Origin of the sequence: Paenibacillus sp. NPDC057886, assembly GCF_042796655.1 — a bacterium.
Classification (GTDB): Bacteria; Bacillota; Bacilli; order Paenibacillales; family Paenibacillaceae; genus Paenibacillus.
Map to the genome: position 1 here is coordinate 1,413,670 of NZ_JBHVMZ010000001.1, position 23,082 is coordinate 1,436,751.

Annotated in this window: 18 protein-coding genes; 13 read left to right on the forward strand and 5 right to left on the reverse strand. The window is 46.6% G+C overall.

The genetic code is table 11. The features are described from left to right. Positions 1 to 47 precede the first annotated feature (47 nt). Positions 48 to 1,904: an alkaline phosphatase gene (locus tag ACFVQB_RS06240; protein WP_379435634.1), complete on the reverse strand. Its 1,857-nt coding sequence runs from the start codon at positions 1,902 to 1,904 to the stop codon at positions 48 to 50. Between the two features lie 378 nt (positions 1,905 to 2,282). Between ACFVQB_RS06240 and ACFVQB_RS06245 the strand changes: the two genes are divergently transcribed. The 8 genes from ACFVQB_RS06245 (at position 2,283) to ACFVQB_RS06280 (ending at position 11,393) form a co-directional block, all read left to right on the forward strand. Beyond that, the gene (locus tag ACFVQB_RS06245) at positions 2,283 to 3,599 is read left to right on the forward strand and encodes a hemolysin family protein (RefSeq protein ID WP_110000146.1); all 1,317 of its coding nucleotides are present in this window, start codon (positions 2,283 to 2,285) and stop codon (positions 3,597 to 3,599) included. A gap of 158 nt (positions 3,600 to 3,757) precedes the next feature. Then, positions 3,758 to 4,666, forward strand: a complete 909-nt coding sequence (locus ACFVQB_RS06250; protein ID WP_379435638.1) for an ArsR/SmtB family transcription factor — start codon at positions 3,758 to 3,760, stop codon at positions 4,664 to 4,666. A gap of 322 nt (positions 4,667 to 4,988) precedes the next feature. Further along, positions 4,989 to 6,713: an ABC transporter substrate-binding protein gene (locus ACFVQB_RS06255; RefSeq protein ID WP_379435640.1), complete on the forward strand. Its 1,725-nt coding sequence runs from the start codon at positions 4,989 to 4,991 to the stop codon at positions 6,711 to 6,713. Between the two features lie 101 nt (positions 6,714 to 6,814). After that, entirely contained in the window at positions 6,815 to 7,771 is a 957-nt protein-coding gene (locus ACFVQB_RS06260; RefSeq protein ID WP_063563946.1) for an ABC transporter permease, read from the forward strand. A 13-nt stretch (positions 7,772 to 7,784) separates the two neighbouring features. Continuing rightward, positions 7,785 to 8,726, forward strand: a complete 942-nt coding sequence (opp4C, locus tag ACFVQB_RS06265) for an oligopeptide ABC transporter permease (RefSeq protein ID WP_379435644.1) — start codon at positions 7,785 to 7,787, stop codon at positions 8,724 to 8,726. Positions 8,727 to 8,735: 9 nt separating this feature from the next. Next, on the forward strand, positions 8,736 to 9,719 hold the full coding sequence (locus ACFVQB_RS06270) for an ABC transporter ATP-binding protein (protein WP_379435647.1): 984 nt from the start codon (positions 8,736 to 8,738) through the stop codon (positions 9,717 to 9,719). Continuing rightward, on the forward strand, positions 9,712 to 10,677 hold the full coding sequence (locus ACFVQB_RS06275) for an ABC transporter ATP-binding protein (RefSeq protein WP_379435650.1): 966 nt from the start codon (positions 9,712 to 9,714) through the stop codon (positions 10,675 to 10,677). Before ACFVQB_RS06270 ends, ACFVQB_RS06275 begins: the two co-directional genes overlap by 8 nt. A gap of 224 nt (positions 10,678 to 10,901) precedes the next feature. Continuing rightward, positions 10,902 to 11,393, forward strand: a complete 492-nt coding sequence (locus ACFVQB_RS06280) for a hypothetical protein (protein WP_379435653.1) — start codon at positions 10,902 to 10,904, stop codon at positions 11,391 to 11,393. A 1-nt stretch (position 11,394) separates the two neighbouring features. Here ACFVQB_RS06280 and ACFVQB_RS06285 read toward each other — a convergent pair whose 3' ends face one another. The 4 genes from ACFVQB_RS06285 to ACFVQB_RS06300 form a co-directional block, all read right to left on the reverse strand. Next, entirely contained in the window at positions 11,395 to 12,366 is a 972-nt protein-coding gene (locus ACFVQB_RS06285) for a hypothetical protein (RefSeq protein WP_379435656.1), read from the reverse strand. After that, positions 12,344 to 12,934: an RNA polymerase sigma factor gene (locus ACFVQB_RS06290; RefSeq protein WP_024632024.1), complete on the reverse strand. Its 591-nt coding sequence runs from the start codon at positions 12,932 to 12,934 to the stop codon at positions 12,344 to 12,346. The genes ACFVQB_RS06285 and ACFVQB_RS06290 overlap by 23 nt, the downstream gene beginning before the upstream one ends. Before the next feature lie 213 nt (positions 12,935 to 13,147). Beyond that, positions 13,148 to 14,380: an aminopeptidase gene (locus ACFVQB_RS06295; RefSeq protein WP_379435660.1), complete on the reverse strand. Its 1,233-nt coding sequence runs from the start codon at positions 14,378 to 14,380 to the stop codon at positions 13,148 to 13,150. Positions 14,381 to 14,461: 81 nt separating this feature from the next. Then, positions 14,462 to 15,694, reverse strand: coding sequence for an aminopeptidase (locus tag ACFVQB_RS06300; RefSeq protein WP_379435663.1), 1,233 nt, complete (start codon positions 15,692 to 15,694; stop codon positions 14,462 to 14,464). Positions 15,695 to 15,908: 214 nt separating this feature from the next. On the opposite strand from ACFVQB_RS06300, the gene ACFVQB_RS06305 reads away from it, so the two are divergent. From ACFVQB_RS06305 to ACFVQB_RS06325, 5 genes are all read left to right on the forward strand, one after another. Beyond that, the gene (locus tag ACFVQB_RS06305) at positions 15,909 to 16,175 is read left to right on the forward strand and encodes a hypothetical protein (protein WP_174532100.1); all 267 of its coding nucleotides are present in this window, start codon (positions 15,909 to 15,911) and stop codon (positions 16,173 to 16,175) included. Positions 16,176 to 16,359: 184 nt separating this feature from the next. Further along, on the forward strand, positions 16,360 to 17,172 hold the full coding sequence (locus ACFVQB_RS06310) for an MBL fold metallo-hydrolase (RefSeq protein WP_379435666.1): 813 nt from the start codon (positions 16,360 to 16,362) through the stop codon (positions 17,170 to 17,172). A 210-nt stretch (positions 17,173 to 17,382) separates the two neighbouring features. After that, positions 17,383 to 18,393 (forward strand): aldose 1-epimerase, encoded by a 1,011-nt coding sequence (locus ACFVQB_RS06315; RefSeq protein WP_379435669.1) that lies wholly within the window; start codon positions 17,383 to 17,385, stop codon positions 18,391 to 18,393. Between the two features lie 223 nt (positions 18,394 to 18,616). Then, a complete protein-coding gene (fumC, locus tag ACFVQB_RS06320; protein WP_379435672.1) occupies positions 18,617 to 20,005 on the forward strand; it encodes a class II fumarate hydratase in 1,389 nt (462 codons plus the stop codon). A gap of 177 nt (positions 20,006 to 20,182) precedes the next feature. After that, on the forward strand, positions 20,183 to 22,927 hold the full coding sequence (locus ACFVQB_RS06325; RefSeq protein WP_379435675.1) for a CHASE3 domain-containing protein: 2,745 nt from the start codon (positions 20,183 to 20,185) through the stop codon (positions 22,925 to 22,927). Positions 22,928 to 23,082 lie beyond the last annotated feature (155 nt).

Consider the following 23,082-nt stretch of genomic DNA (forward strand, 5'->3'; position numbering starts at 1 on the left):
TGCCTGAGCATGAGCTAGGATACTCTTTTGTTAGTTCAACCTTTATTCTACTTGGACGCATCCAACTTCAATGCAGTTACCATCTTGCGGAACACATCCGTATTATCGAGATAGCCGGAGAACAGGCGGGACCCTGGTCCCGAGGCGTTGATTGGCACATCGTCGAATGTGTGGACTTCCTGGCCTTCATCATGAGGCAGGTTACCCGTGTAGTGAACACCGTCCGGGTCTTTGTCCGGGTTAGCGATATACCATGTTTTGTCCTTCACGTTAGGGTCCTGAATGGTAGGACTGATTGGCACCGGGTTGGCGAGATAATCCTCATTGTTATCCGGCATATTGCCCCAGCCAACAGCGATCTTCCATTCGGAATCCGGATTGTCCGGGAAGCCATCTCCGTTTGCATCCACATACGTCGGGAATTTGGAGTCAGCATATGTGCCGATCAATTCACGGAGTTCGTCGCCCGATTTACCTTTGGCGGCCTCCGTATTATACGTCCCATTAAGGGTCAAGGAATGACCGTGGTCCGATGTGACGATCACGAGCGTATCCGGGTGTTCCTTCGCATAGGCCTTAACTTGACCTACTGTTTGATCGAATTCAATCGCATCCCATACGGAGCGTTCAAAATCCATGGTGTGAGCCTGCTTATCAATCGATGCGCCCTCAACCATCAGGAAAAATCCGTTCTTGTTCTGTTCCAGCACCTGAAGGGCTGTGTCGGTCATTTCCATTAACGTTGGCTGATCGGTATCTTTGCCCACAATTTCCGCGTTGTTTGGCTGTGTATATTCCCGATCATAATAAACGTTCATGTTGCCTTTGCGGAATAATCCAAGCAATGATTTGGTAGAGGCAGACTTGTCCAGATTTGTTGCATCTGTAACGTAGGTATATCCTTCTTTTTTGAACTCCTCCACAATATTGCGTCCATCTTTACGTTTTCCGCCGTCAGCTGCTGGAAGGAACCACTCCAGACCACCGCCCAGAATAACATCCGGTCGATTGGCTTCATTCAGATACATGCTGGCAATCGCTTCTTGCTCCCCGCGCTTACGTGTATGTACAGCCATCGCAGCAGGTGTCGCATCTGTCACATCCGCAGTCGTTACAAGGCCAGTAGCCATACCACGTGTCCGTTTCACCAGCTCAACGATGTTTTCCACCTTCGGATCGTCAAAAGGGTCTGGTGTATTGTCCGGGTAGACACCCTCGGCATTGACTGCCGTTTTGTGACCGGTTGCATAAGCGGAAGCACTATTGGCCGAATCGGTGACGATCGAATCCATGCCAGACGTGGTGACCATGCCCATGGCATCCATTTGCTCCATCTCCAGCCAACCCTTGAATTTGCCTTCGTTAATACCCTTGGATACAACACGAGCGGCGGTGCGGATATTGGCACTCATGCCATCGCCAATCATCAGAACGACATTTTTGGCTTGCTCACCGTTTGTCAGTGTCGCCGTGTCTTTGGAAGGATCGAACACTTGGTATACGACCCGTGAATATGTACGCTTGCCTGTAGCCGTCGTCTCGGCGGTTACCACAATGGAATCACTCTCTTTGAAGGCAACATCCCGTATGGTGTATTCTGTGCTCAGTTCGGTGCTGCTTGTCCACGTTCCGGACTTGCCGAAGTATTTGTCCGGTGACAAGCCATTAACCTGGATTTTAATGTCTTTCGATTTTAACTTGGCACCGTTCAGTTCAACTCGGAAATCGAGCTTCTGGCCTGCCAGAATCTGAGCGCGGTCAATAGGTAAAATGGTAAATGCGGCAGGGGCCGTCTGTTGCTGGGCAGATACGGGTTCAGCATTGACCTGCCAAGGCACTGCTGTAATTGCAACAGCCGCGCTAAGTAGTAGAGCATTCCATTTCATAGCATGATGGCTTTTCATGAACATACCTCCGAGATCAATTTGTTGTTCTATTTGGAAGTATATAGCTGAATGATTAACTGAGCGTAAGAGAAAAGTTAAACTGCAAGCAAGAAGATGCATATATTTGTTAGTAAAACGTAAAAAAAACTGCGCATTCGGTACATTTGTTAACGAAATAGCCCGTATGCATCATTTCGTTGTCATAGGACACGGATTGACTGTGTAGTGTAGAATTATATAATAAAAGAAGCATATCCTTGTTATTCGACAGAAGAAGGTGGAGGTGAACGCATTGGGAAGTTGAAACTGCATATGAGCGGCAGAATGGCAATTATCCTACATTTTCGAAGGAGGTGGACCTATTTGCCGAAGAATGACGGCGAATAGGATGATAATTTGAGTGACCCCTTACCGAGTATATTAAATTTATTTTTAATTGCTTTGCTTGTATTGATGAATGGTTTTTTTGTCTCGGCAGAATTCGCGATGGTCAAAGTTCGTGGTAGCCGGATTGAAGCTTTGGTGGAAACAGGCAATAAAAATGCGATTTATGCTTCCAATATTGTACGCAACCTGGATGCTTATCTATCCGCGTGCCAATTGGGCATAACGCTCGCTTCACTTGGACTCGGGTGGCTGGGAGAGCCAGCGATTGCTCACCTGTTAGAGCCCATGTTTACTGCATTTGGAATGGGTCCGGTATACGTACACGGAATCTCCATTGCGATTGCTTTTGTTATTATTACGATTTTGCATATTGTACTCGGGGAACTTGCTCCCAAGACGATGGCCATCCGCAAATCAGAGACGATCACGTTATGGTCTGCGGCGCTGCTTACGTTCTTTTACAAATTAATGTATCCCTTTATATGGGCATTGAATGGTATGGCGAACAGCCTGCTGAGAGTGTTTCGCATGGCACCGGCCTCGGAGCATGACTCAGCGCATAGTGAAGATGAAATACGCATTCTGATGAAAGAAAGCAATAAGAGCGGTTTAATTGATAATACTGAATTGGCGCTTGTTGATAATATATTTGATTTTACGGCAACAACCGCCCGTGAAATTATGATTCCGCGGACGGAAATGATCTGCCTGAATGCCAATCAGTCCATGCTGGAAAATCTGGAAATTGCCAGTGAAAGCATGCGTACCCGTTATCCGGTTTATAACGGTGACAAAGACCATATTATCGGTTTTATTCACATTAAAGACCTGATGCGATCTCAGCTTACAGATACCATCTCGGTGATTCGGCCGATTCTCGCAGTACCCGATTCCACTCCGATCAGTGACCTGCTCAAGCGGATGCAGCGTAGCAAGACACAGATTGCCATCCTGATTGATGAGTACGGAGGAACCTCCGGCCTTGTAACGCTCGAAGACATCATGGAAGAGATCGTGGGCGAGATTCAGGACGAATTTGACCAAGAGCGTCCGGCGATTGAGAAAGTGGATGAGATGGAATACTCCATTGACGGCCTCATGCTAATTGAAGAGGTTAGTGAGCGCTTTGGCCTGGATATGGACCGGGCGGATTATGATACGATTGGCGGCTGGTTATACTCCAGAGTAGAAACCATCCCACCAGAAGTAGGGCAGTCGGTAGAGTATGATGGATATGTCTTTGTAATTCAAGAGACCGAACATAAACGGATTTCGCGTGTGAATGTGATTAAGCTGGATCTGATGGTTGAAGGCGAAGGCGCCTAATCCAAGGTATTATTTTGGAGACAGGAGATCCCAGTCTATAGAGAGGCCGTACGGTGGATTATTTCACTGTGCGGCTTTTTGTTTACCCTATAATCGTAGCATGCACGGCTGCAAACAGGGTATAATGGAACGACTTTGCAAGATAGGAGAGGTTGAGATTGAGCTATCGCATTGAGGTTGGATTTACACCTGTATTTGAATTCATGGCCAGTTTGCATACATATATTTGCCGAAAATCGCATAAAAAGATTGATTTATCTATAGCTTGGGCGCAAGAAACAGAAGGGCAGCTAACCCCTGAGCTTGCTGCTGTCTTGCAAAATATGAACGTGGATGATGATTGGAAATGGATGTATCTGCTTGTCTGTTTGCGAGTGGAAGCTGAGGAGCCAGAGGATTTTATTGAATGGTTCAGCCAACGAACAGTGCCTGACCTTCATGACATTTTTAGTCGGTACAGTTTCCCGTATACGGATGATATCGCTGCTTTCCAGACCAAAATGACCTATGTCTTAACCGGGTGGAATGAGCAATATTTTCGCTTGCTTGATCCCGCCATTTTACAACATCTGCGCCAAGAGGTTCTGAACCGCAAGGAACAGTTAAGTCAATCTCCCCAGGAAGAAGTACTCGACGATGCGACCAACGGGTTGATGTTCCGGGACATGAAGGGGCTGGATAGACTGCTGCTTGTGCCACAATTTCATTTTCAGCCGCTAAATGTCATCCTGCATTTTGGAGATACTCTGCTGTGCCATTATTCCTCCAGATTGTATATGGGAGACCATGAGTATATTCCGACCCATCATTTGCGAGTGATTCGCAGCCTGGGAGAAAAGAATAGACTGAAAATCATGCGTTTTCTGCATCAGGGACCACGTTCGTTTATAGAAATTGTCCGTCACTTGAAGCTCTCCAAAGGAATTACTCATGACCATCTTTCCAAGCTTCGTGGAGCAGGGTTGGTCTATGCGCATTTTGAAGGAGAGAGCCTGGTTGAGTATTCACTTCGTCTTCATGCACTGGAGCAAATTTTGCCGAATGTCATGAATTATCTGGAGCAATAACGTTTATCAAAATGTGGTTTTTAGAAAAAAAGTATTCCTTCTATACAGCCGTATGTTTGTTGTGGCCGAACTGAAATTTATTCAGGAAATCCGCGCAAAACATACGGCTATTTTATCGCTTTAAAGTGGATATTAATGGGTTTAATATAAATATTTTTTTGCGGTTCTCTATTTACAGAACCGAATGCGGTTCTTATAATAGGGCTTATCGAACTTATACCTTACTAATTTCATAGGAATTATATATATTCTGGATTATTTCGGGAATTAGGAACGGCTGAGCGAGAAAAATATGAATTATTTATGAATTGGGGAGGATTTTATGAGATTGAAAGGTTTATCCGTGGCATCGTTAATCATCAGTAGTGCTATTGTGTTATCTGCATGTGCAGGAGGTGGAGGAACAGAGACCACTTCTTCTGGAAGCGGAACAACAAATCCGGGCACACAAGCGACTCCGGTTTCAGCAGCACTGGATGCACCATTTCAGGCAACGGACCTGAATCAATTACCTGAGACGGCAAAAAAACGGACGGATACGGTTATTGTGGGACTTACGGATCCCAGTGGGGCTTTCACACCGTACTTCCATCAGAGTGGATATGATGGCAACGTTGCTTCATTGCTATTTGCTTCACTTGTGACCGTAGATGAGAAAGGATTGCCTGTCCCTGATCTCGCTGAAAGCTGGGATGTGTCCGACGATCAGCGTACATACACGTTTCATCTGAGAAAAGATTCCAAGTTCAGTGACGGCTCCGCGCTCACCGCAGATGATATTGCTTTTACATGGACCATTCTGCATGACAAGTCGTATGACGGTGGATTCGATATTTTCTCCACCAAGGTGAAAGGCGGCAAAGCGTATACCGAAGGAAAGGCAGATCACATTGAGGGTATTGAGGTTATTGATCCGTTAACGATCTCGGTCACCCTGGAACAGCCAAACGCGACTGCTTTGCTCACATTGGGCTCTGAAGTGTTGTCCAAAGCCTATTACGGCAAAGACTATCAATTCGGAAAGCTCGAATACATTAAAAATCTTCATGCAACACCTGTAGGCAACGGCCCTTACAAACTTGAAAAGTTCATTCCGGGTCAGGAAGTTCGATTCGTTGCCAACGAGTTCTACTACAAGGGCAAACCGAAAACCGAGCATTTCATCTATAAAACTTCGGAAGGAGACACCTGGCAGTTTATTGAGACCGGAGAGATCGACTTCACTTCGTTCACGGCTACCCAGGAGAATATTGATAAGCTGAAAAACATCCCATACCTCAACCTTCTGCCTTACACACCAAGTACATACGGATATTTACAGCTCAATCTGGAACATGAACAGCTCCAGGAAAGAGAAGTGCGGCAAGCCATTACGTATGGCCTGGATCGCCAGTCCATCTATGTGGATGCCAATCAGGGTGCAGGTGCTGTCGCCAACATCCCAACTTCGCCTATTTCCTGGTCTTATACGGAAGAAGGCATTAATCCATACGCCTATGATCCGGACAAAGCCAATCAACTGCTGGATGACGCAGGCTGGGCGCCTGGAGCGGATGGCATCCGTGAAAAAAACGGGAAGAAGTTGTCCTTGCATTTCCTCGGAACGAAAAGTCCGGCCACGGATATCTTCATTGCTGTAGCCAAAGAAAACTTCGAAGCGATTGGCGTGCAGTTCCAGCCTGAAGTGTTTGCCGATTTCAACTCGCTTGTCTCCAAAGTGGAGGGCGGTGATTACGACGTGGCTTCCTTCTCCACACCGATGCTAACGGATCCTTCGGACGGGGTACTGCAATTTGTGGATGGTGAGCTGAAAGGGTACGACAATCCCAAAGTGAAAGAGCTCTACAACAAAGGTCTGGCTACGACAGACATTGAGGAACGCAAGGCAGTATACAAAGAGCTGTACCAGTTGCTCAACGATGAGCTGCCTGTCATTTTCACCAGTTACAAAAAAACAGTTTATGCCTATAACGGTCGCATCGATGGACTCTCCGTCAGTCCATACCGCGGGATTGCAACCAGCTTGCCGGAATGGTCTCTGAAATAAGCGGTGGTATGAATCAAGAAACATCAATACCGAAATAAACAAAACGTCCCTTGTGTTTGCGATGTCGCAGATGCAGGGGACGCATTGATAAGGAGCCTGATATGAGCACTTACATTGTGAAACGGATGACATACATGGTTCTTATTTTGCTGGCCGCTTCCGTCCTGATATTCAGCCTGTATGCACTTACCCCTGGCGACTACATTTCCAGCAACATTAAGCTGAGTCCCGAGCGCAAGGCCGAGCTACGAGAATTGTATGGACTGGACAAGCCAGTTATCGAAAGGTATCTCATCTGGATGAAAAATGCTGTACACGGGGACTTCGGATATTCATTGGCACAACAAAAGCCAGTGCTCTCGCTGTTCAACGAATATATCTGGAATTCATTCCTGTTAGCTGCGGTGACCACGTTTCTGACCTGGTTCATCGCGGTTATTATCGGTGTGATAGCTGCCTATAAGCAGTACTCGTGGTTCGATACCTTCGTGATGATAGGCATATTTGCAGCCATGTCCGTGCCATCCTTCTTTATCGGATTGTTTTTGATTAAACTGCTGGCGGTTGACTTAAAATGGTTGCCTCCAGGCGGCATGATGACCACAGGAAGTAATGCCACAGGTCTGGCCTATGTCAAGGAGGTGATTCAGCACATGACCTTGCCTGTAATTGTCATGACCCTGCTTGGGGTAGGTTCCCTTACCCGTTACTTCCGCAGCAACATGATTGATGTGATCAAGCAGGATTATATTCGAACAGCACGAGCCAAAGGTTTAAAAGAAAGCAAAGTGTTATACACCCATGCCTTGCGCAATGCTCTGTTGCCTGCGATAACACTGATTGGATTCGAGCTGCCGTCCTTATTCGGCGGTTCACTGATTATTGAGAAAATTTTCAGTTGGCCTGGTATCGGTCAGTTATATATGCAGTCCTTCTCACTGCGTGATTATCCGCTGCTGATGGGCTTTACGATGTTTATCGCCATCCTGACCGTCATTGGAACGCTGCTGTCTGATGTGCTCTATCACATCGCAGATCCGCGTGTCCGTTTGCAATAAGGGGGCTATGAAAATGACAATCTCTTCATCTTCTGTAACGAGAAATACCGCAGAATCTGCCTTACCTTTAAAGGTTCCTGCCAAGTCTTCTTTATGGAAATTGTCGCTGCGAAGACTGCTCAAGAACAAACTTGCCGTTGGCGGATTCATCGTGGTTTTGTTGATGTTTGTGGCTTGTTTCATTGGACCTCTGTTCTCACCTTACACCGATAACAAGATCAATATGGCAGCGATGAAACAGGGTCCAGGCATTAATCACTGGCTTGGTACGGATGCGCTCGGCAGGGATGTGCTAACCCGTATACTGATGGCTGGTCGTATCTCACTCACCGTTGGTCTGGCGTCCATGGTTCTATCCGTATTTATCGGCTCCTTGCTTGGAGCTATCGCTGGATATTATCGCGGCATAGTTGATCAGGTCATTATGCGGATTGCCGACTTGCTGCTTACAATTCCCGGACTGCCGCTGCTGTTCATTTTCGGCGCGTTGTTATCGGATTGGAAAGTTCCGCCGGATTCCAGAATGTATATCGTCATGTTGATGCTCAGCTTTGTCAACTGGCCCGGTATGGCCCGAATGGTACGGGGACAGATGTTAAGCTTGCGGGAGCGTGAATTCATGCAGGCTGCTGTTGTTCTTGGCTTGCGTGACCGTCGCAAACTGTTTCACCATCTTCTGCCCAATATCGTCCCGCTTCTCATCGTCATGGCGACTCTGAATATCGGAGGGTCCATTCTCAGCGAGTCGGTACTCAGCTTTTTTGGACTGGGTGTCATGCCGCCAACACCTACATGGGGCAATATGATCGATGCGGCCAACAATATGATTGATTTTCAACAGCATCCGTGGTTATGGATTCCGCCAGGGCTGTCCATTTTCATGACCGTTATTGCCATTAACATTTTTGGTGATGGACTTCGAGACGTATTAGATCCCAAACAGAAGAGAAGGTGAGCACTCCCCATGCAGAATATGATTGAAATTGAACAACTTGAAACTCATTTTTACTCGGAAGAAGGCCATGTCAAAGCCGTGGACGGCATAAGTCTGAATGTACGAGAAGGGGAGACGGTGTGCATCGTTGGTGAATCAGGCTGCGGCAAAAGTGTAACCGCCATGTCGATCATGGGATTGATCGAAGAACCTGCAGGCAAGGTGGTAGGTGGTGCAATCCGTTTTGGTGGACGGGATCTGCTCCGTGAAAGTAAATCCTCATTACGTGCCATCCGGGGCAACGATATCTCCATGATCTTCCAGGAACCGATGTCATCGCTAAATCCCGTGCTGAAGATCGGTGAGCAATTGATGGAGCCGCTGATTGTGCACTTGAAAATGAGCAAAAAACAGGCTCGCGCCAGAGCGGTTGAGCTGATTGCCGAAGTTGGCATTTCACGCCCGGAACAGATTGCGAACAGCTATCCGCATGAGCTGAGTGGAGGCATGCTGCAGCGCATAATGATTGCCATTGCCATCTCATGTAACCCGAAACTGTTAATCGCGGATGAACCAACCACCGCACTGGATGTGACTATTCAAGCGCAGATACTGGATATGTTACAACACATCAAGTCCCAGTCAGGAACTTCCATTCTGATGATCACGCATGACCTTGGAGTTGTAGCCGAAATGGCGGATTATGTAGTTGTGATGTATGCAGGCAAAGTGGTGGAAGAGGGGGAAGTCGTGCAATTATTTGAATCTCCCAAACATCCATATACCCAGGGATTGCTTCGCTCCAAACCGATTATCAATCAACGGCAGGATGAATTGTATTCTATACCCGGACATGTACCTGATCCATTATCTTTGAAAGAATCTTGTCATTTTGCTGATCGTTGTGAGCACTGCATGTCGATATGCACCACGCAAATGCCGACGCTGAAGCAGCTTGGACCCGGACAGAAGGCTGCATGCTGGCTGTATGAGGAGGCATTAAGCCATGTCTGAACCTTTATTGGAAATTGAACATCTCAAAACCTATTTTCCGGTGCGCAAAGGTTTATTGAATCGTACAGTAGCCCATGTGAAAGCGGTCGATGATATCAGCATCACGATCCATGAAGGCGAGACGTTTGGATTAGTGGGAGAATCCGGAAGTGGCAAGAGCACCGTTGGAAGAACCATCGTGCGCTTAACGGAGAAAACGGAGGGACAGATTCGTTTTCAAGGTGTAGACTTGCACCATTTGTCGATGCAGGAAGTGCGGAAGATTCGTCCGCAGCTTCAACTTATTTTCCAGGACCCTTACAGTTCACTAAATCCGCGCATACGCATTGGTGATGCAATCGGGGAGGCTGTATTGGATCACGGGTTAGCGACCGCAAACGAGGTGCGTGAACTCGTCAAGGAAGTACTCGGAGCCTGCGGATTGTCATCTTATCATATTGACCGTTTTCCTCATGAGTTCTCTGGTGGACAGCGACAACGGATTGGAATTGCGCGAGCTTTGATTTTAAATCCGAAACTGATTATCGCAGATGAACCGGTATCAGCACTGGACGTGTCTATTCAGGCTCAGATTATCAACCTGTTCAGACGGCTTCAGCAAGAGCGTGGCCTTGCTTACTTGTTTATTTCGCATGATCTGAGTGTGGTGGAACATCTGTGTGACCGCATTGGAGTCATGTATCTGGGCTCCATGGTCGAGACGGCTTCCAGAGATGAGTTATTCGGTAATCCACTGCATCCGTATACGAAAGCCTTGCTATCAGCTGTACCTGTGCCGATTCCCAAACTGAAACGGGAACGAATTGTGCTTAAAGGGGATATTCCCAGTCCGGTGAATCCGCCAACTGGCTGCAAGTTCCATACACGTTGTCCATGGGCAGAAGATATCTGCAAGCAGCAAATTCCAGCGTATCGGAACGTTGGAGCGGATCATTTTGTAGCCTGTCATTTGGTCTGAGACATGTGAGAGTAACTTCATATCACCGTTAACTTATGGATACGGAATGGAATTATTTAGGTTTCATCCATTCTGTATGTATTTATCCGAAGTTGCATTAAAGAACCAAAAGACGCTACCGACATGAATGTGGCAGCGTCTTTTATTTTTTTGAAACCTTCAAACCCCTTCATCCGTTTAATATTTACACAAAATCAAATTTGGAAAATGAAGGGTGGATACATATGCGGAAAATAAGAATAACGTCCATGCTGAAAGTCATGATTGTTGCAGCACTATCGGCACCCATAATTCTTGCCATACCAACCGCCGAGGTAGCTGTCGCCAGTCCAAGTATCAAGCCTCACGCGCTTACTCCACCACCACCGCCCTTGGAACCAAGTATTCATGCACTGACTTCCCCGAAATATATTTATCAGGCAGTGGGGACTGTGACACCTGGAGGGGGGCTGACTGCGATTGTAAATACAACAACGACGACTTTCTCGGAAATGAAATCACTGCAAGTTGATTATCGACTTGAGCGCTGGACGGGATCGGCCTGGATACTCTATCAATCCGGATCCAAGAAGAAAACGCAAACGCAGACTCTTAATGCTCAATCGAACTGGACCGTTATAACAGGATATTACTATCGAGTCGTCAGTCTTCATACGGCCGACGATGGGGTCAAACCTGAGACGACAACACATATTTCAAGCAACGTATTATTTTAATTTATTTTTGGGTACTACCTGGAAATTTTTGTTCCTGCAGGTCATTGGCAATGGCAATCATCTCTTCTTCCGAGACGGTTCCGAATAGGCTCATGTTGACAGAACCCATCATCCATTGAAAGGTATTATAGGGGGGACCGAGGTACATAAATGCCTCGCTGCCATCAGCCAGTTTGACGATACTTGTTTCGCGTAGCATGGGCCCCTCAATGACCTGACCAGGCAAAACATAAGCATAATCAAACTGAATGATTTCTTCTTTACCATTTTTGCCTACACCGGTATAACGAACTCTCATGCGTTCAGATTCATAATAATCTTCCGGATTGACGGGATTGAGGGTATCCAGCATAAGTTCATATTTGATCTTTGTAAACCGCTCGGGTATGGCTTTTGACAGCAAAAAGTCACCTTTAAATCCCGAGCGTGCGATATCCTTTGTTACAACAATAGGTTCAAGCAAGTGTGACTCCTCATAGAAGGGGAGTTTAATCTCTCCTTCTTCTTCGGGTTGTTCATCTCCACTGGAAAAAGTGGGAGCCTCATTGATTCCTCGTTCAGGAGGTGGAGGTGTCTTGGCTGTCGACGGATCAGCGCCCAAATGAGTAGTACGATCCTCAATAACAATGGATTTCATACCATTGCCCCAGTCCTTGATTGATTGTACAAAAGGGGAGACGGCTTGCGTCCCGGTAGGCATACTGAAGATGACTGCGCCGATGGTCACGGACGCAGCAACAATAACAGATAAACGTATGGTGCGCATTCTTTTCTTGCGTACGCCAACCCGGGCAATTTCCTTTTGAACTCGGAGCCACGATTGACGCATAGGTTCGGTGTTGGAAGCAGGGGTGGCAGATACAGCCTGATGGAAGGCTTCGTCAAAAGCCATATCAAACGCGGCATCGAAAAAATCGTCTTCCAGCTCTGAATCGAATGAATCAATATGCTTATCGGACTTGCCTTTGCTCAATGCTTCCACCCCATTCCTTATGTAATTTCTTCTTGATACTTCCGCGGGCTCTGAACAAACGTTGCTTCACAATTTCTTCGGATGTATCAAGCAGATCGGCCATTTCCCGATAGGAAAGACCTTCTTTCCAGCGCAGCTCCACGAGTACACGGTATTCCGGCTTAAGCTGTTCCAGATAGAACTCGATGGATTCCTGCATCATTTGAGTCTCCACCGTGCTCTCCACGGAAGCTGCCGTCTGATTAATTGTCTCCATATCTATAAAAACACTATCCGTATCCAGTTGGTTACGGTTATTTTTATTTTTTCTCAGATAATTAATGGCGGTATTCCGTGTGACAACCTTCAGCCATGCTTTCAGTTTGACTTCGTTGTCGAAGATAGGTTTGTTCTTAATGATTTTGATAAAAGCTTCCTGAATGATATCTTCTGCTGCAGCACGTTCTTTGATGATGTAAACGATGAGACCATGTACCATATTATAGTATTCGTAGTACACTTCTTCTTGAAGCTGGGGGCCCAAATTATGGAAATCTGAGGCTAAGAGTAATTGGAGCCGATTGGCCATGATGTTCTCCTTTCTGGTGAACAATCCACAAACATTGGTATCATTTCATTTTACAACATTATATGGAAGCGATACAATGGGAGGTTAGTCCGACAGAAGCAGAAAAAGTATAGCCAAAATAGAGAGACGCCGCCTTGCTAACCAGTAAATCATGGTCAGTAGGGCGGCCTCTATGTGTTGTTTAATAATCGTAGAATAACAGATACGAATAGCTTAGAAAGCCCAGTCGCCGTTCAGGAAGATGGCCTCACGCTCGCCATTCGCTGTTACACCGTAAATGTTCGTTTCCGGTGATCCCATCATGAAGTCAACGTGAGTAATGCTGGAGTTCATGCCGCGAGCTGCAAGCTCTTCGGTTGACATGGTTTTGCCACCATCGATATTGAAAGCATATGAACTACCGATCGCGAGGTGACATGAAGCATTCTCATCATATAGCGTTGTGTAATAGAGAATGCCACTTTCCGAGATTGGAGAATGGAAGGGCACCAAAGCGACTTCGCCTAGATAATGCGAGCCTTCATCCATATTGATAAGTCTTTCTAGTGTATCTTGACCTTCTTCGGCGTTGAAATCAATGATGCGTCCGTTCTCAAACGTAAGGGAGAAGCGATCAATGATACTTCCGCCATAACTGAGCGGTTTGGTACTGGACACTTTGCCGTTCACCCCATATTTAGCTGGCGCTGTGAACACTTCCTCTGTCGGAATGTTGGCGACAAAACGAGTGCCTTGTTCGTTAACGCTGCCAGCCTGCGCCCAAATGTTCCCTTCGGGCAGCTCAACGGTAAGGTCGGTTCCCGGTGAAACAAAATGCAGAGCTTTATATTTTTTGCTGTTCAGGGCAACTGCTTTGTGCTCCAAACGCTCGATATGTTGCTCCCAAGCCGCTACAGGATCTTCCAGATCGGCTCTTACAGCAGCGAAAATGGCTTCCCAGAGCTGTTTCATTTGCTCGGCAGGGGGAAGATCAGGGAACACTTTGGCGGCCCAATCCGTTGAAGGGCAGGCTACTCCTGTCCAGCTCATTTTGTCTGCCTGCTGATACTGCCGATATTTGGACATCGCCTGACCGTATGTACGCTGGTGGGTGGAGATGCGTTCTGGATCGATGCCTTTCAACAGGTCCGGGCTGGATGACAATACGGTCAAGAACGAAGCATTGTTCGCTGCCAGCTCCTCAAGTTCAGCGGCATGCCATTTGGGCGGGTCCTGGAAGGAGTCCTCGGGCGCTATTTCAAACCGCAGCCGATTGACAGTTTCGTCTCCATATTTGACGATGACTTTCTTTGCCCCGGCCTCGTAGCCTTTGCGGACCAACAAACGTACGAATTCAGCTGTGTCAATCATGGCGCTGATGACGAAGATTTGTCCGGGCTGAACGTTGGCTCCAACTTTTACGGCCAGTTCAGCATAACGATCCAGTTTTTGTTCAAAACTCAACATATCAAGTTCCTCCATATCATGGATGCCCCGCATACGCAGGAAGAGAGAGGAGTGATCCTCTCTCTCATTTTACACCGTTTATTAGAAAGCCCAGTTGCCTTGCAGGAAGATTGGCTCTTCGTTACCCTCGGAAGTGACCCCGTGAATGTTCATTTCTCCCGATCCAATCATGAAATCCACATGCGTGAGACTGGAGTTCATGCCATGGTTGATCAATTCCTCTTTGGACATCGTTTTGCCGCCTTCCAAACAAAAGGCATAGGCATTACCGATGGCTAGATGGTTGGATGCATTTTCATCAAAGAGGGTGTTATAGAACAGAATATTCGTATCGGAAATTGGCGATTGATGTGGAACGAGAGCTACCTCGCCGAGATAATGGGCGCCTTCATCCATTTCAATCAGGCTTTTCAGTGAATCAAGTCCTTGTTCAGCCGTATAATCAATGATTCGACCATTCTCGAAAGTCAGGGAGAAGCCGTCGATCAGGTTACCGCCATAACTCAGTGGCTTGGTGCTACGAACTGTACCGTTAACTCCGGTTTTAAGTGGAGCGGTGAACACTTCCTCTGTAGGCATATTGGCAACAAAGACATGTCCCTGCTCATTGATGCTGCCACCGGATACCCACAGATGGCCTTCAGGAAGCTCGATTGTCAGGTCTGTGCCAGGGGCAGTATAGTGAAGCTTTTTGTATTTTTTCTCGTTAAGCAGATCAGCGCGGGAGTCGAGATTCAGCAAATGCGTTTTCCATTCAGCGACAGCATCCTGCTCACCAATGCGAACGGTTTTGAAGATGACATCCCACAATTTATCGATTTGTTGCTCTGCCGGAAGATCGGGGAATACTTTGGCTGCCCATTCAGGGGACGGAACAGCCACAATGGACCAGCTGAATTTGTCTGCCATCTGATAGGAACGATATTTCTCCATCGCTTTACCGCGAACTTTCTGACTCGTTACGATCCGTTCCTGAGGAACACCTGCAAGCAGATCCGGATTTTCTGCGATCACATGCAGAATGGCAGCACCTTCTTCTACGAGTTCCGTCATTTCCCCTGCAAACCATTTTGGTTCAATGGAGAAGGATTCCTCGGGTGCGAGATCATAGTGAAGACGTGTAATCACCTCATCACTCCAGTTTACTTTGACCAACTTGGCACCTGTGCCATAAGCGGCTTTGACGATCAGGCGCACAAAATGTGCTGCCGAGATTGGTGCGTTCACGACGAGCGTCTGCCCAGGGTGGACATTGACACCGACTTTGACAGCCAGTTCGGCATATTGTTGTAAATTCGTTTCAAAATGGTTCATGCTATTTTTTCCTCCTATTTGGTATAATGTCGTAGCTGTTTGTTATTATAGTCCTCATTACAGGTATGTAAGGAGTCAGTATGGTTCCCTCATTGAATAAGGTATACGTTGCTACGATATATATTGTACAATTAACCAATAATAATTACCAAACTAGGTTTACCATAAATTGTGGAGACCTGCAACTGAAGAGAGATTAAAGGAGAGAACGATTGTGAATATTGAGATTATTCGTGCAGAGATGCGTCGTGAAGATGAGAAGAATTATGTAGGAAATACGGTTTTTCGTGCAGAAGGCGAAAAGTCAGTTTATGAGATTACGTTTATGAGCAAGAACGGCAAGGATTGGGATTATAGTCTGCATTTCACTGAACAATCCGGTGATGAAGAGGAATTGCTGCGTATGGACGAGCTGCTGGAAAACGATGACGATATGTACAATCAGCTGCTTGATGCGGCACTCGACGCTTACCCAGCATAATAGGACCGAGAGGTTCTTGTTCTAATATGGAATGTAGCTGATTATACTAGACGGTGTATGCCTGAAACAGGGCGTCCACCGTCTATTTTATTGGTAATAAGGAATAGTTACTCCAGAAAAGGGAAGTCTATGACAGATGAATGGAACCAGAGAGACAATCCGCCTGAATGGGAGGGAACCGTGAATGGCATCTGACAATCTGATTACAGCAGGATTGACGGGACTTGAAGAAGTCGCGCACGATATCCTCAGTCTGCGTACACTGTTCGTTAATGTTGTGTTCATCGGGGAGCCTGGAAGCAGGAACTGGGTGCTGGTGGACACTGGAATGGCGAGTTTCACTGATCAGATTCTTCATGTTGCAACTGAACGCTTTCCTGGTCCACCGTCTGCGATTATTTTGACACATGGTCATTTTGATCACGTAGGAACCGTCATCGAACTGGAACAATTCTGGGGTGTCCCGGTGTATGCACACCCGCTGGAACTGCCTTATTTGACAGGTGTGAAGGATTACCCTCCGGCGGACCCTACTGTAGGTGGAGGTTTGATGGCACGACTGTCATTTACTTATCCTAATGAAGCCATTAATCTGGATGATCGGATATTCAGTCTGCCGGATGACCATTCAATCCCAGGTGTTTTTGGCTGGGAATGGCTGCATACTCCCGGTCACACACCGGGCCATGTGTCGCTATTTCGAAAAGAAGACCGTATCCTGATTGCGGGAGACGCGATCGTCACCGTGAAACAGGAATCGCTCTGGAGTGTGCTGCTTCAGGACAAACAGTTGCACGGTCCACCCGCATATTTTACAACGGATTGGCAAGAGGCTCATCGATCGGTTCAGCATATTCGTCGGCTGGAGCCCATAGTTGCGGTTACCGGACACGGACATTCCTTAACCGGAGAAATACTGAGAGATTCGCTGGAGCGGCTCGATCTTGATTTCGAACAGACCGCCGTCCCGGATCACGGCAAATATGTGGATCAATAGAACCAGTGCCATGCATGGCATTTCATAGAAATCTGGCATGATTCAATTACAACAGCATAAGCGGATGGAGACAGCCACGGAGCTTCGTAGCTGTCTTTTTTGTCGTTCCATCATGAATTTGTTCTCTATCATAGATTGGTATTTTGTGCACGGTCATGATATAGTCGAGCCGTATAATATAACCTTAGTATGCAGGAGGTACATATAACGATGACACAGCAAAATGCAGCTTTCGAAGAACAATTTGGAGGGATACCAGCCGTCTGGCTTCGTTTTAATCAATTCGAAGCGGCTGTCATTCCGACCGTGGGTGCCAACCTAGTCGCTTTCCGTGATACAGAGCGAGGATTCCGTTATTTGCGTGAGCCGGATCAAGAGCATATGGATGATTTTATGGCTGCACCTGCCGTATACGGTATTCCGATTCTTTCCCCGCCAAATCGTTATGAGGATGGTCGCTTCCCATGGAACGGTGAAGTCTATCAATTACCTGTGAACGAACCGGCTACAGGCAACCATCTGCATGGATTCCTGCATGATGCCGAGTGGAAGGTTGAGGGCTACGGATCTGACGAGCTGGAAAGTTATGTTGTGCTTAGTCAGGAAGTGAAGGAAGGACATGTCTTCTACAAATACCTGCCATTCACCTTTACAGTGACGCTCCGTTATTCGCTGAGTAATCTGGGACTTCAGCAACAATTGAATGTCCGCAATAACGGGAAGGAACGTATGCCGAATTTGTTCGCATTCCATACAGCTATTAGCGTACCATTTGCACCGGAAAGCCAGGCATCCGATTACACCGCCAAAATAACCATTGGTCAGCGTCGTGAATTGAATGAACGTTCTTTGCCTACGGGACAATTTCAACCGCTTACACCAGAGGAAGAGCAATTAAAAGGTGAAGGCATTAGTCCGTTTTTTGCAGCCATGGACAACCACTACACGGCAGAACCGCAGAATGGACGCAACTATATGGAGCTTACCGATCATCGTACCGGTGACAAGCTGGTATATGATGTCGGGACGTCCTACAAGCACTGGATGATCTGGAATAACAACATGGCTGGTGGCTTCTTCTGTCCTGAGCCACAGATGAACCTGGTTAACGCTCCGAATGTACAAGGCATTCCTGCTGAAGAAATCGGCCTTATTGGTCTTGAGCCTGGCGAATTATTCGAGCAAACCAGCCGTCTTTATCCGATCGAAGCGCAAAAATAAATACTCGGACATTTTGCGGCACGCTTACATTTTTGTCGAAAAGGTGAAAACCTGTCAGGCAATCATGTATAATATGACAAGATACACAAGCTTTGCTCATAAGAGCATTTTGCATAAATGCCAAAGATCACTTTGGAATCAACAGATGCAAGATGCTGTGAAGAAAAGAATGTATATGTATTTTGTAGAGACCCAAACCATCTTTTTGGAGGAGGAAAAGCAAGTGGAATACCGCATTGAGAGAGATACGTTAGGTGAAATGAAAGTACCAGCCGACAGGCTGTGGGGAGCTCAAACGCAGCGCAGCAAGGAGAACTTTCCGATTGGTCGCGAGCATATGCCGATGGAAGTTGTACGTGCTCTTGCCATTTTGAAAAAAAGCGCTGCTGCCAGTAACCATAAATTAGGTAAATTATCCGCTGCTAAATCAGATGCTATCGCTTATGCCGCTGATGAAATTATTGCAGGCCGGATTGATGATCATTTCCCGCTCGTGGTATGGCAGACGGGCAGCGGAACACAGTCCAACATGAACGTAAACGAAGTCATTGCCAACTTGGGTAACCAATTGCTTGAACAAAAAGGCAAGGAAGAACGTCTGCATCCAAATGATGATGTGAACATGTCCCAAAGCTCCAATGATACATTCCCAACGGCTCTGCATGTTGCAGGTGTACTTGCTGTTGAGGATCAGCTCTTGCCGGCAATCGCGGTGCTGAAAGCCACTTTTGCAGACAAATCTGAAAAATTTAAAGATATTATCAAAATTGGACGTACTCATCTTCAGGATGCAACGCCAATCACACTCGGTCAGGAGATCAGCGGCTGGGAAGCGATGCTCGATAAGAGTGAACGCATGATTCGGGATAGTGTTCATTATATGAAAGAACTCGCAATTGGTGGTACAGCTGTGGGAACCGGAATTAATGCACATCCTGACTTTGGTGATTATACAGCCAAGGAAATCGGCAAACATACCGGCAAGGATTTTGTATCCGCACCTAACAAATTCCACGCGCTTACAAGTCATGATGAAGTGGTTTACGCTCACGGTGCAGTTAAAGCGCTTGCAGCTGACTTGATGAAAATTGCCAATGATGTTCGCTGGCTGGCTAGCGGCCCACGCAGTGGTCTTGGAGAGATTCGTATTCCGGAGAACGAACCGGGCAGTTCCATTATGCCGGGTAAAGTGAATCCAACCCAGAGTGAGGCGATGACCATGGTGGTTACGCAAGTGATGGGGAACGATGCGGCGATTGGCTTCGCGGCAAGTCAGGGTAACTTCGAGTTGAATGTATTCAAACCGGTTATTATCTATAACTTCCTGCAATCTGTTCAGCTTCTTGCTGATTCCATCGTTGCATTCAACGATAAATGCGCGGTGGGCATTGAGCCTAACCTAAGTCAGATTGAACACAATTTGAATAACTCACTTATGCTGGTTACTGCTCTTAATCCACATATCGGTTATGAGAATGCAGCCAAAATTGCCAAGCTTGCGCATAAGGAAGGACTGTCTCTGAAAGAAGCAACATTACAGACAGGTCTGCTTACGGAAGAGCAATTTGATCAGTATGTCGATCCGGCGAAAATGATTGCCCCGAAAGCCTAATCAGTCATTATCATGCGAACTTCATTCCAATAAACAAGCGACCTGCATACGCAGGTCGTTTTTTAGCTCATGAGGTTCGTGAACTAAGGCTTGTCAGTCTATACGTATACATATAAACTACATATGCGATTGTTTTTTAATCGATCGGAATTGTTTATTTCACTGGAGGTTTCTGCGTTGTCGAAAAAGAGAAGATTCACGATACGCTCCAAAATTCTATTGGGCTATCTAGTGGTTGTGTTGTTATTTGGAGCCGTTTTGCTGGTGCTATCTGCCCAAATTAATGCATCGCAGAAGGAGATCGATTTTATCAGCCACCACGACCTGGAAGTGCATAACCTGACCAACGCAATTGAGAAAAATGTTCTGAATATGGAAACAGGACAGCGGGGATTCATGATTACAGGGGAAGAAAGTTATTTGGAGCCATACACCCAAGCGCTGACCCAGTGGAACTCCAATTATGCCGAATTGTATGAATTGGTTAGCGATAACCCATCCCAGCAAATGAGTCTGGAGAACATCAAATCACATATTGTCCGCTGGATTGATGTTGCCGGAGCAGCCTCGGTAGCCCTAAAAAGACAAGGGGATCAGGAGAAAGTCATTGAATTTTTCCATTCCGATCCGGGGAAAAGCGAAATTGATCTGTTAAGATCCCAGTTCGAGAACTTCCGCAACACAGAGTTGCGCCTCACAGAGAGCCGGGTGACCGAGCTCGCAGCGCGAAGCTCCACACTACTGACCATTATATATACCTTATGGGCTGTCGTTGCCGGACTATCTGTTGCGGCAGCGCTTGTAATTTCGGGCAATATCGTCAAGACCCTGCGTGAAGTCAAACACACCATAAGCGACATAGCTCAAGGCGGCAATCTCACACAGCGTATTCTTGTCCGAACACATGATGAAGTCGGTGATTTAGGTCAAGAGGCGAATATATTGCTGGACACGGTACAGGAACAGAATCGACTTAAGGATCGGGTTGCCAGCATAGCTACGCTCCTGCAGAACCCTACAAGTCTGGAGGGACTGTCACGATTGTTCCTAAACCAGGTCGCGATCCTGCTGGAAGCCCCTTATGGCGTGTTATATGCAATGAAAGAGAATCGTCTCATTCGTGTAGCTGCGTATGCAGCGGATGGAGAGAAAGAGCGCTCCCTCGGTAAAGTATCCGTAGCACCGGGTGAGGGATTAGTCGGTCAGAGTGCGATTGAGAAGCGGGTTTTGCAAATGAACGACTTGCCTCAAAGTTACATTCGTATCTCATCGGGTCTTGGTGATGCGTCAGCTGCATCACTCACCGTAGCCCCGGTGGTATTTGAAGGTAAAACAATAGCTGTAATCGAGCTGGCTTCCATGAAGCCAATCGAACCAAAGGAGACAAAGCTGCTAACCGAACTGATCGAAATCTTCGGGGTCTCGCTTCATTCCACTGTCACACGTATGGAATTACAGCATTTGTATGATGAATCCCAGGTGCTGAATGAAGAATTGCAGACACAATCGGAGAAACTGCAGGCACAGACCGAGGAGATGGTGTCTCAGACGGAAGAATTACATATGCAGACAGAAGAGCTGCACATGTTGAACGAGCGTCTGGAACTGCAGAAAAATGCGGCTGAGACATCTGCCAGCGAGCTTGCAGAAGTAGCGGATCAGTTACGGACAAGCTCTGGTTACAAGTCCGAATTCCTGGCGAATATGTCGCATGAGCTGCGTACTCCGCTGAACAGTATGCTGATTCTGTCCGAGATTTTGGCTGAGAACAAACATCAGCACTTAAACAGTGAAGAACAGAAATATGCTTCGGTGATCCATGCATCAGGCAAGGACCTGTTGAATCTGATTAACGACATTCTCGATCTTTCCAAAGTGGAGGCCGGGGAGATGGAAGTGGATTTGGATGATGTCTATCTTGGAACCCTGCCGGAAGCGATGAATCAATATTTCCTGAAAACGGCTGAGCAAAAAGGAATTGATTTTCGAATTCAGCTTCAAAGCCCTCTGCCGGAAACGATTGTTTCCGACGAGATGCGGTTACACCAGATTTTGCGAAATTTGCTATCCAATGCATTTAAGTTTACCAATGAAGGTGAAGTGGCCTTAACTATTTCCAGAGTGAGTCTGGCCAATCCTGAAGAAAACGGCGCAGAGACAGATGTCATTGCCTTCTCGGTTAGTGATACCGGAATTGGCATTGCGGAGAACAAACTGTTGCAGATCTTTGATGCGTTCAAACAGGCAGATGGAGCCACAGCCCGAAAATATGGCGGAACCGGACTGGGACTTTCTATCTCTCAATCCCTTGCCAATCTGTTGGGAGGATCAATCTCGGCAACTAGTCGTGAAGGACAAGGAAGTGTTTTCACCCTATTCCTCCCGCTTAGAAGGGAAGAGCCTGAGGTTATACAGAACTCCAGATTGTTCTTGAAGGAAGTTGCCGTGACTGCTCCTGAAACAAACAGTACTTCAGTGGCAAATTCAACAAACGTTGAGATGTTGCTGACTCCACTGGAAGAATCATTATTGAATGGCCGCCAGGTTCTTGTTGTCGATGATGATATTCGAAATGTATATGCCTTGGCAAATGCCCTTGAGCAGTATGACATGAAGGTGATTACAGCTCAGAATGGCTACGAGTGTCTGGAGATGTTAGAGAGCGGAGAAGCGAATCCGGATATTATCTTGATGGATATCATGATGCCAGAGTTGGATGGGTATGAGACCACTCGCCAAATCCGTGAGAGATTAAATCTTAAGCAGCTCCCTATTATTGCTTTGACTGCCAAAGCCATGAAAGAAGATCGTGATAAATGTATCGCGGCAGGAGCCTCGGATTATATTAGCAAACCGCTGAACATGAAAGAGGTACTGTCCCGGATGAAATTGTGGCTGAGTCATGAAACATTGGGAATCTGATCTTTTCTGTTTGTAATTCAACATATATCGATTCAAAAATAAAACCTATGCCAGTTGCGCAACGATTGCTGCAATTGTGTCATGGGTTTTATTTTTTCTCATGTAAGCTATTTAAATGAAATTGATGTTATAATACTTAACAACATTCAAGGTTT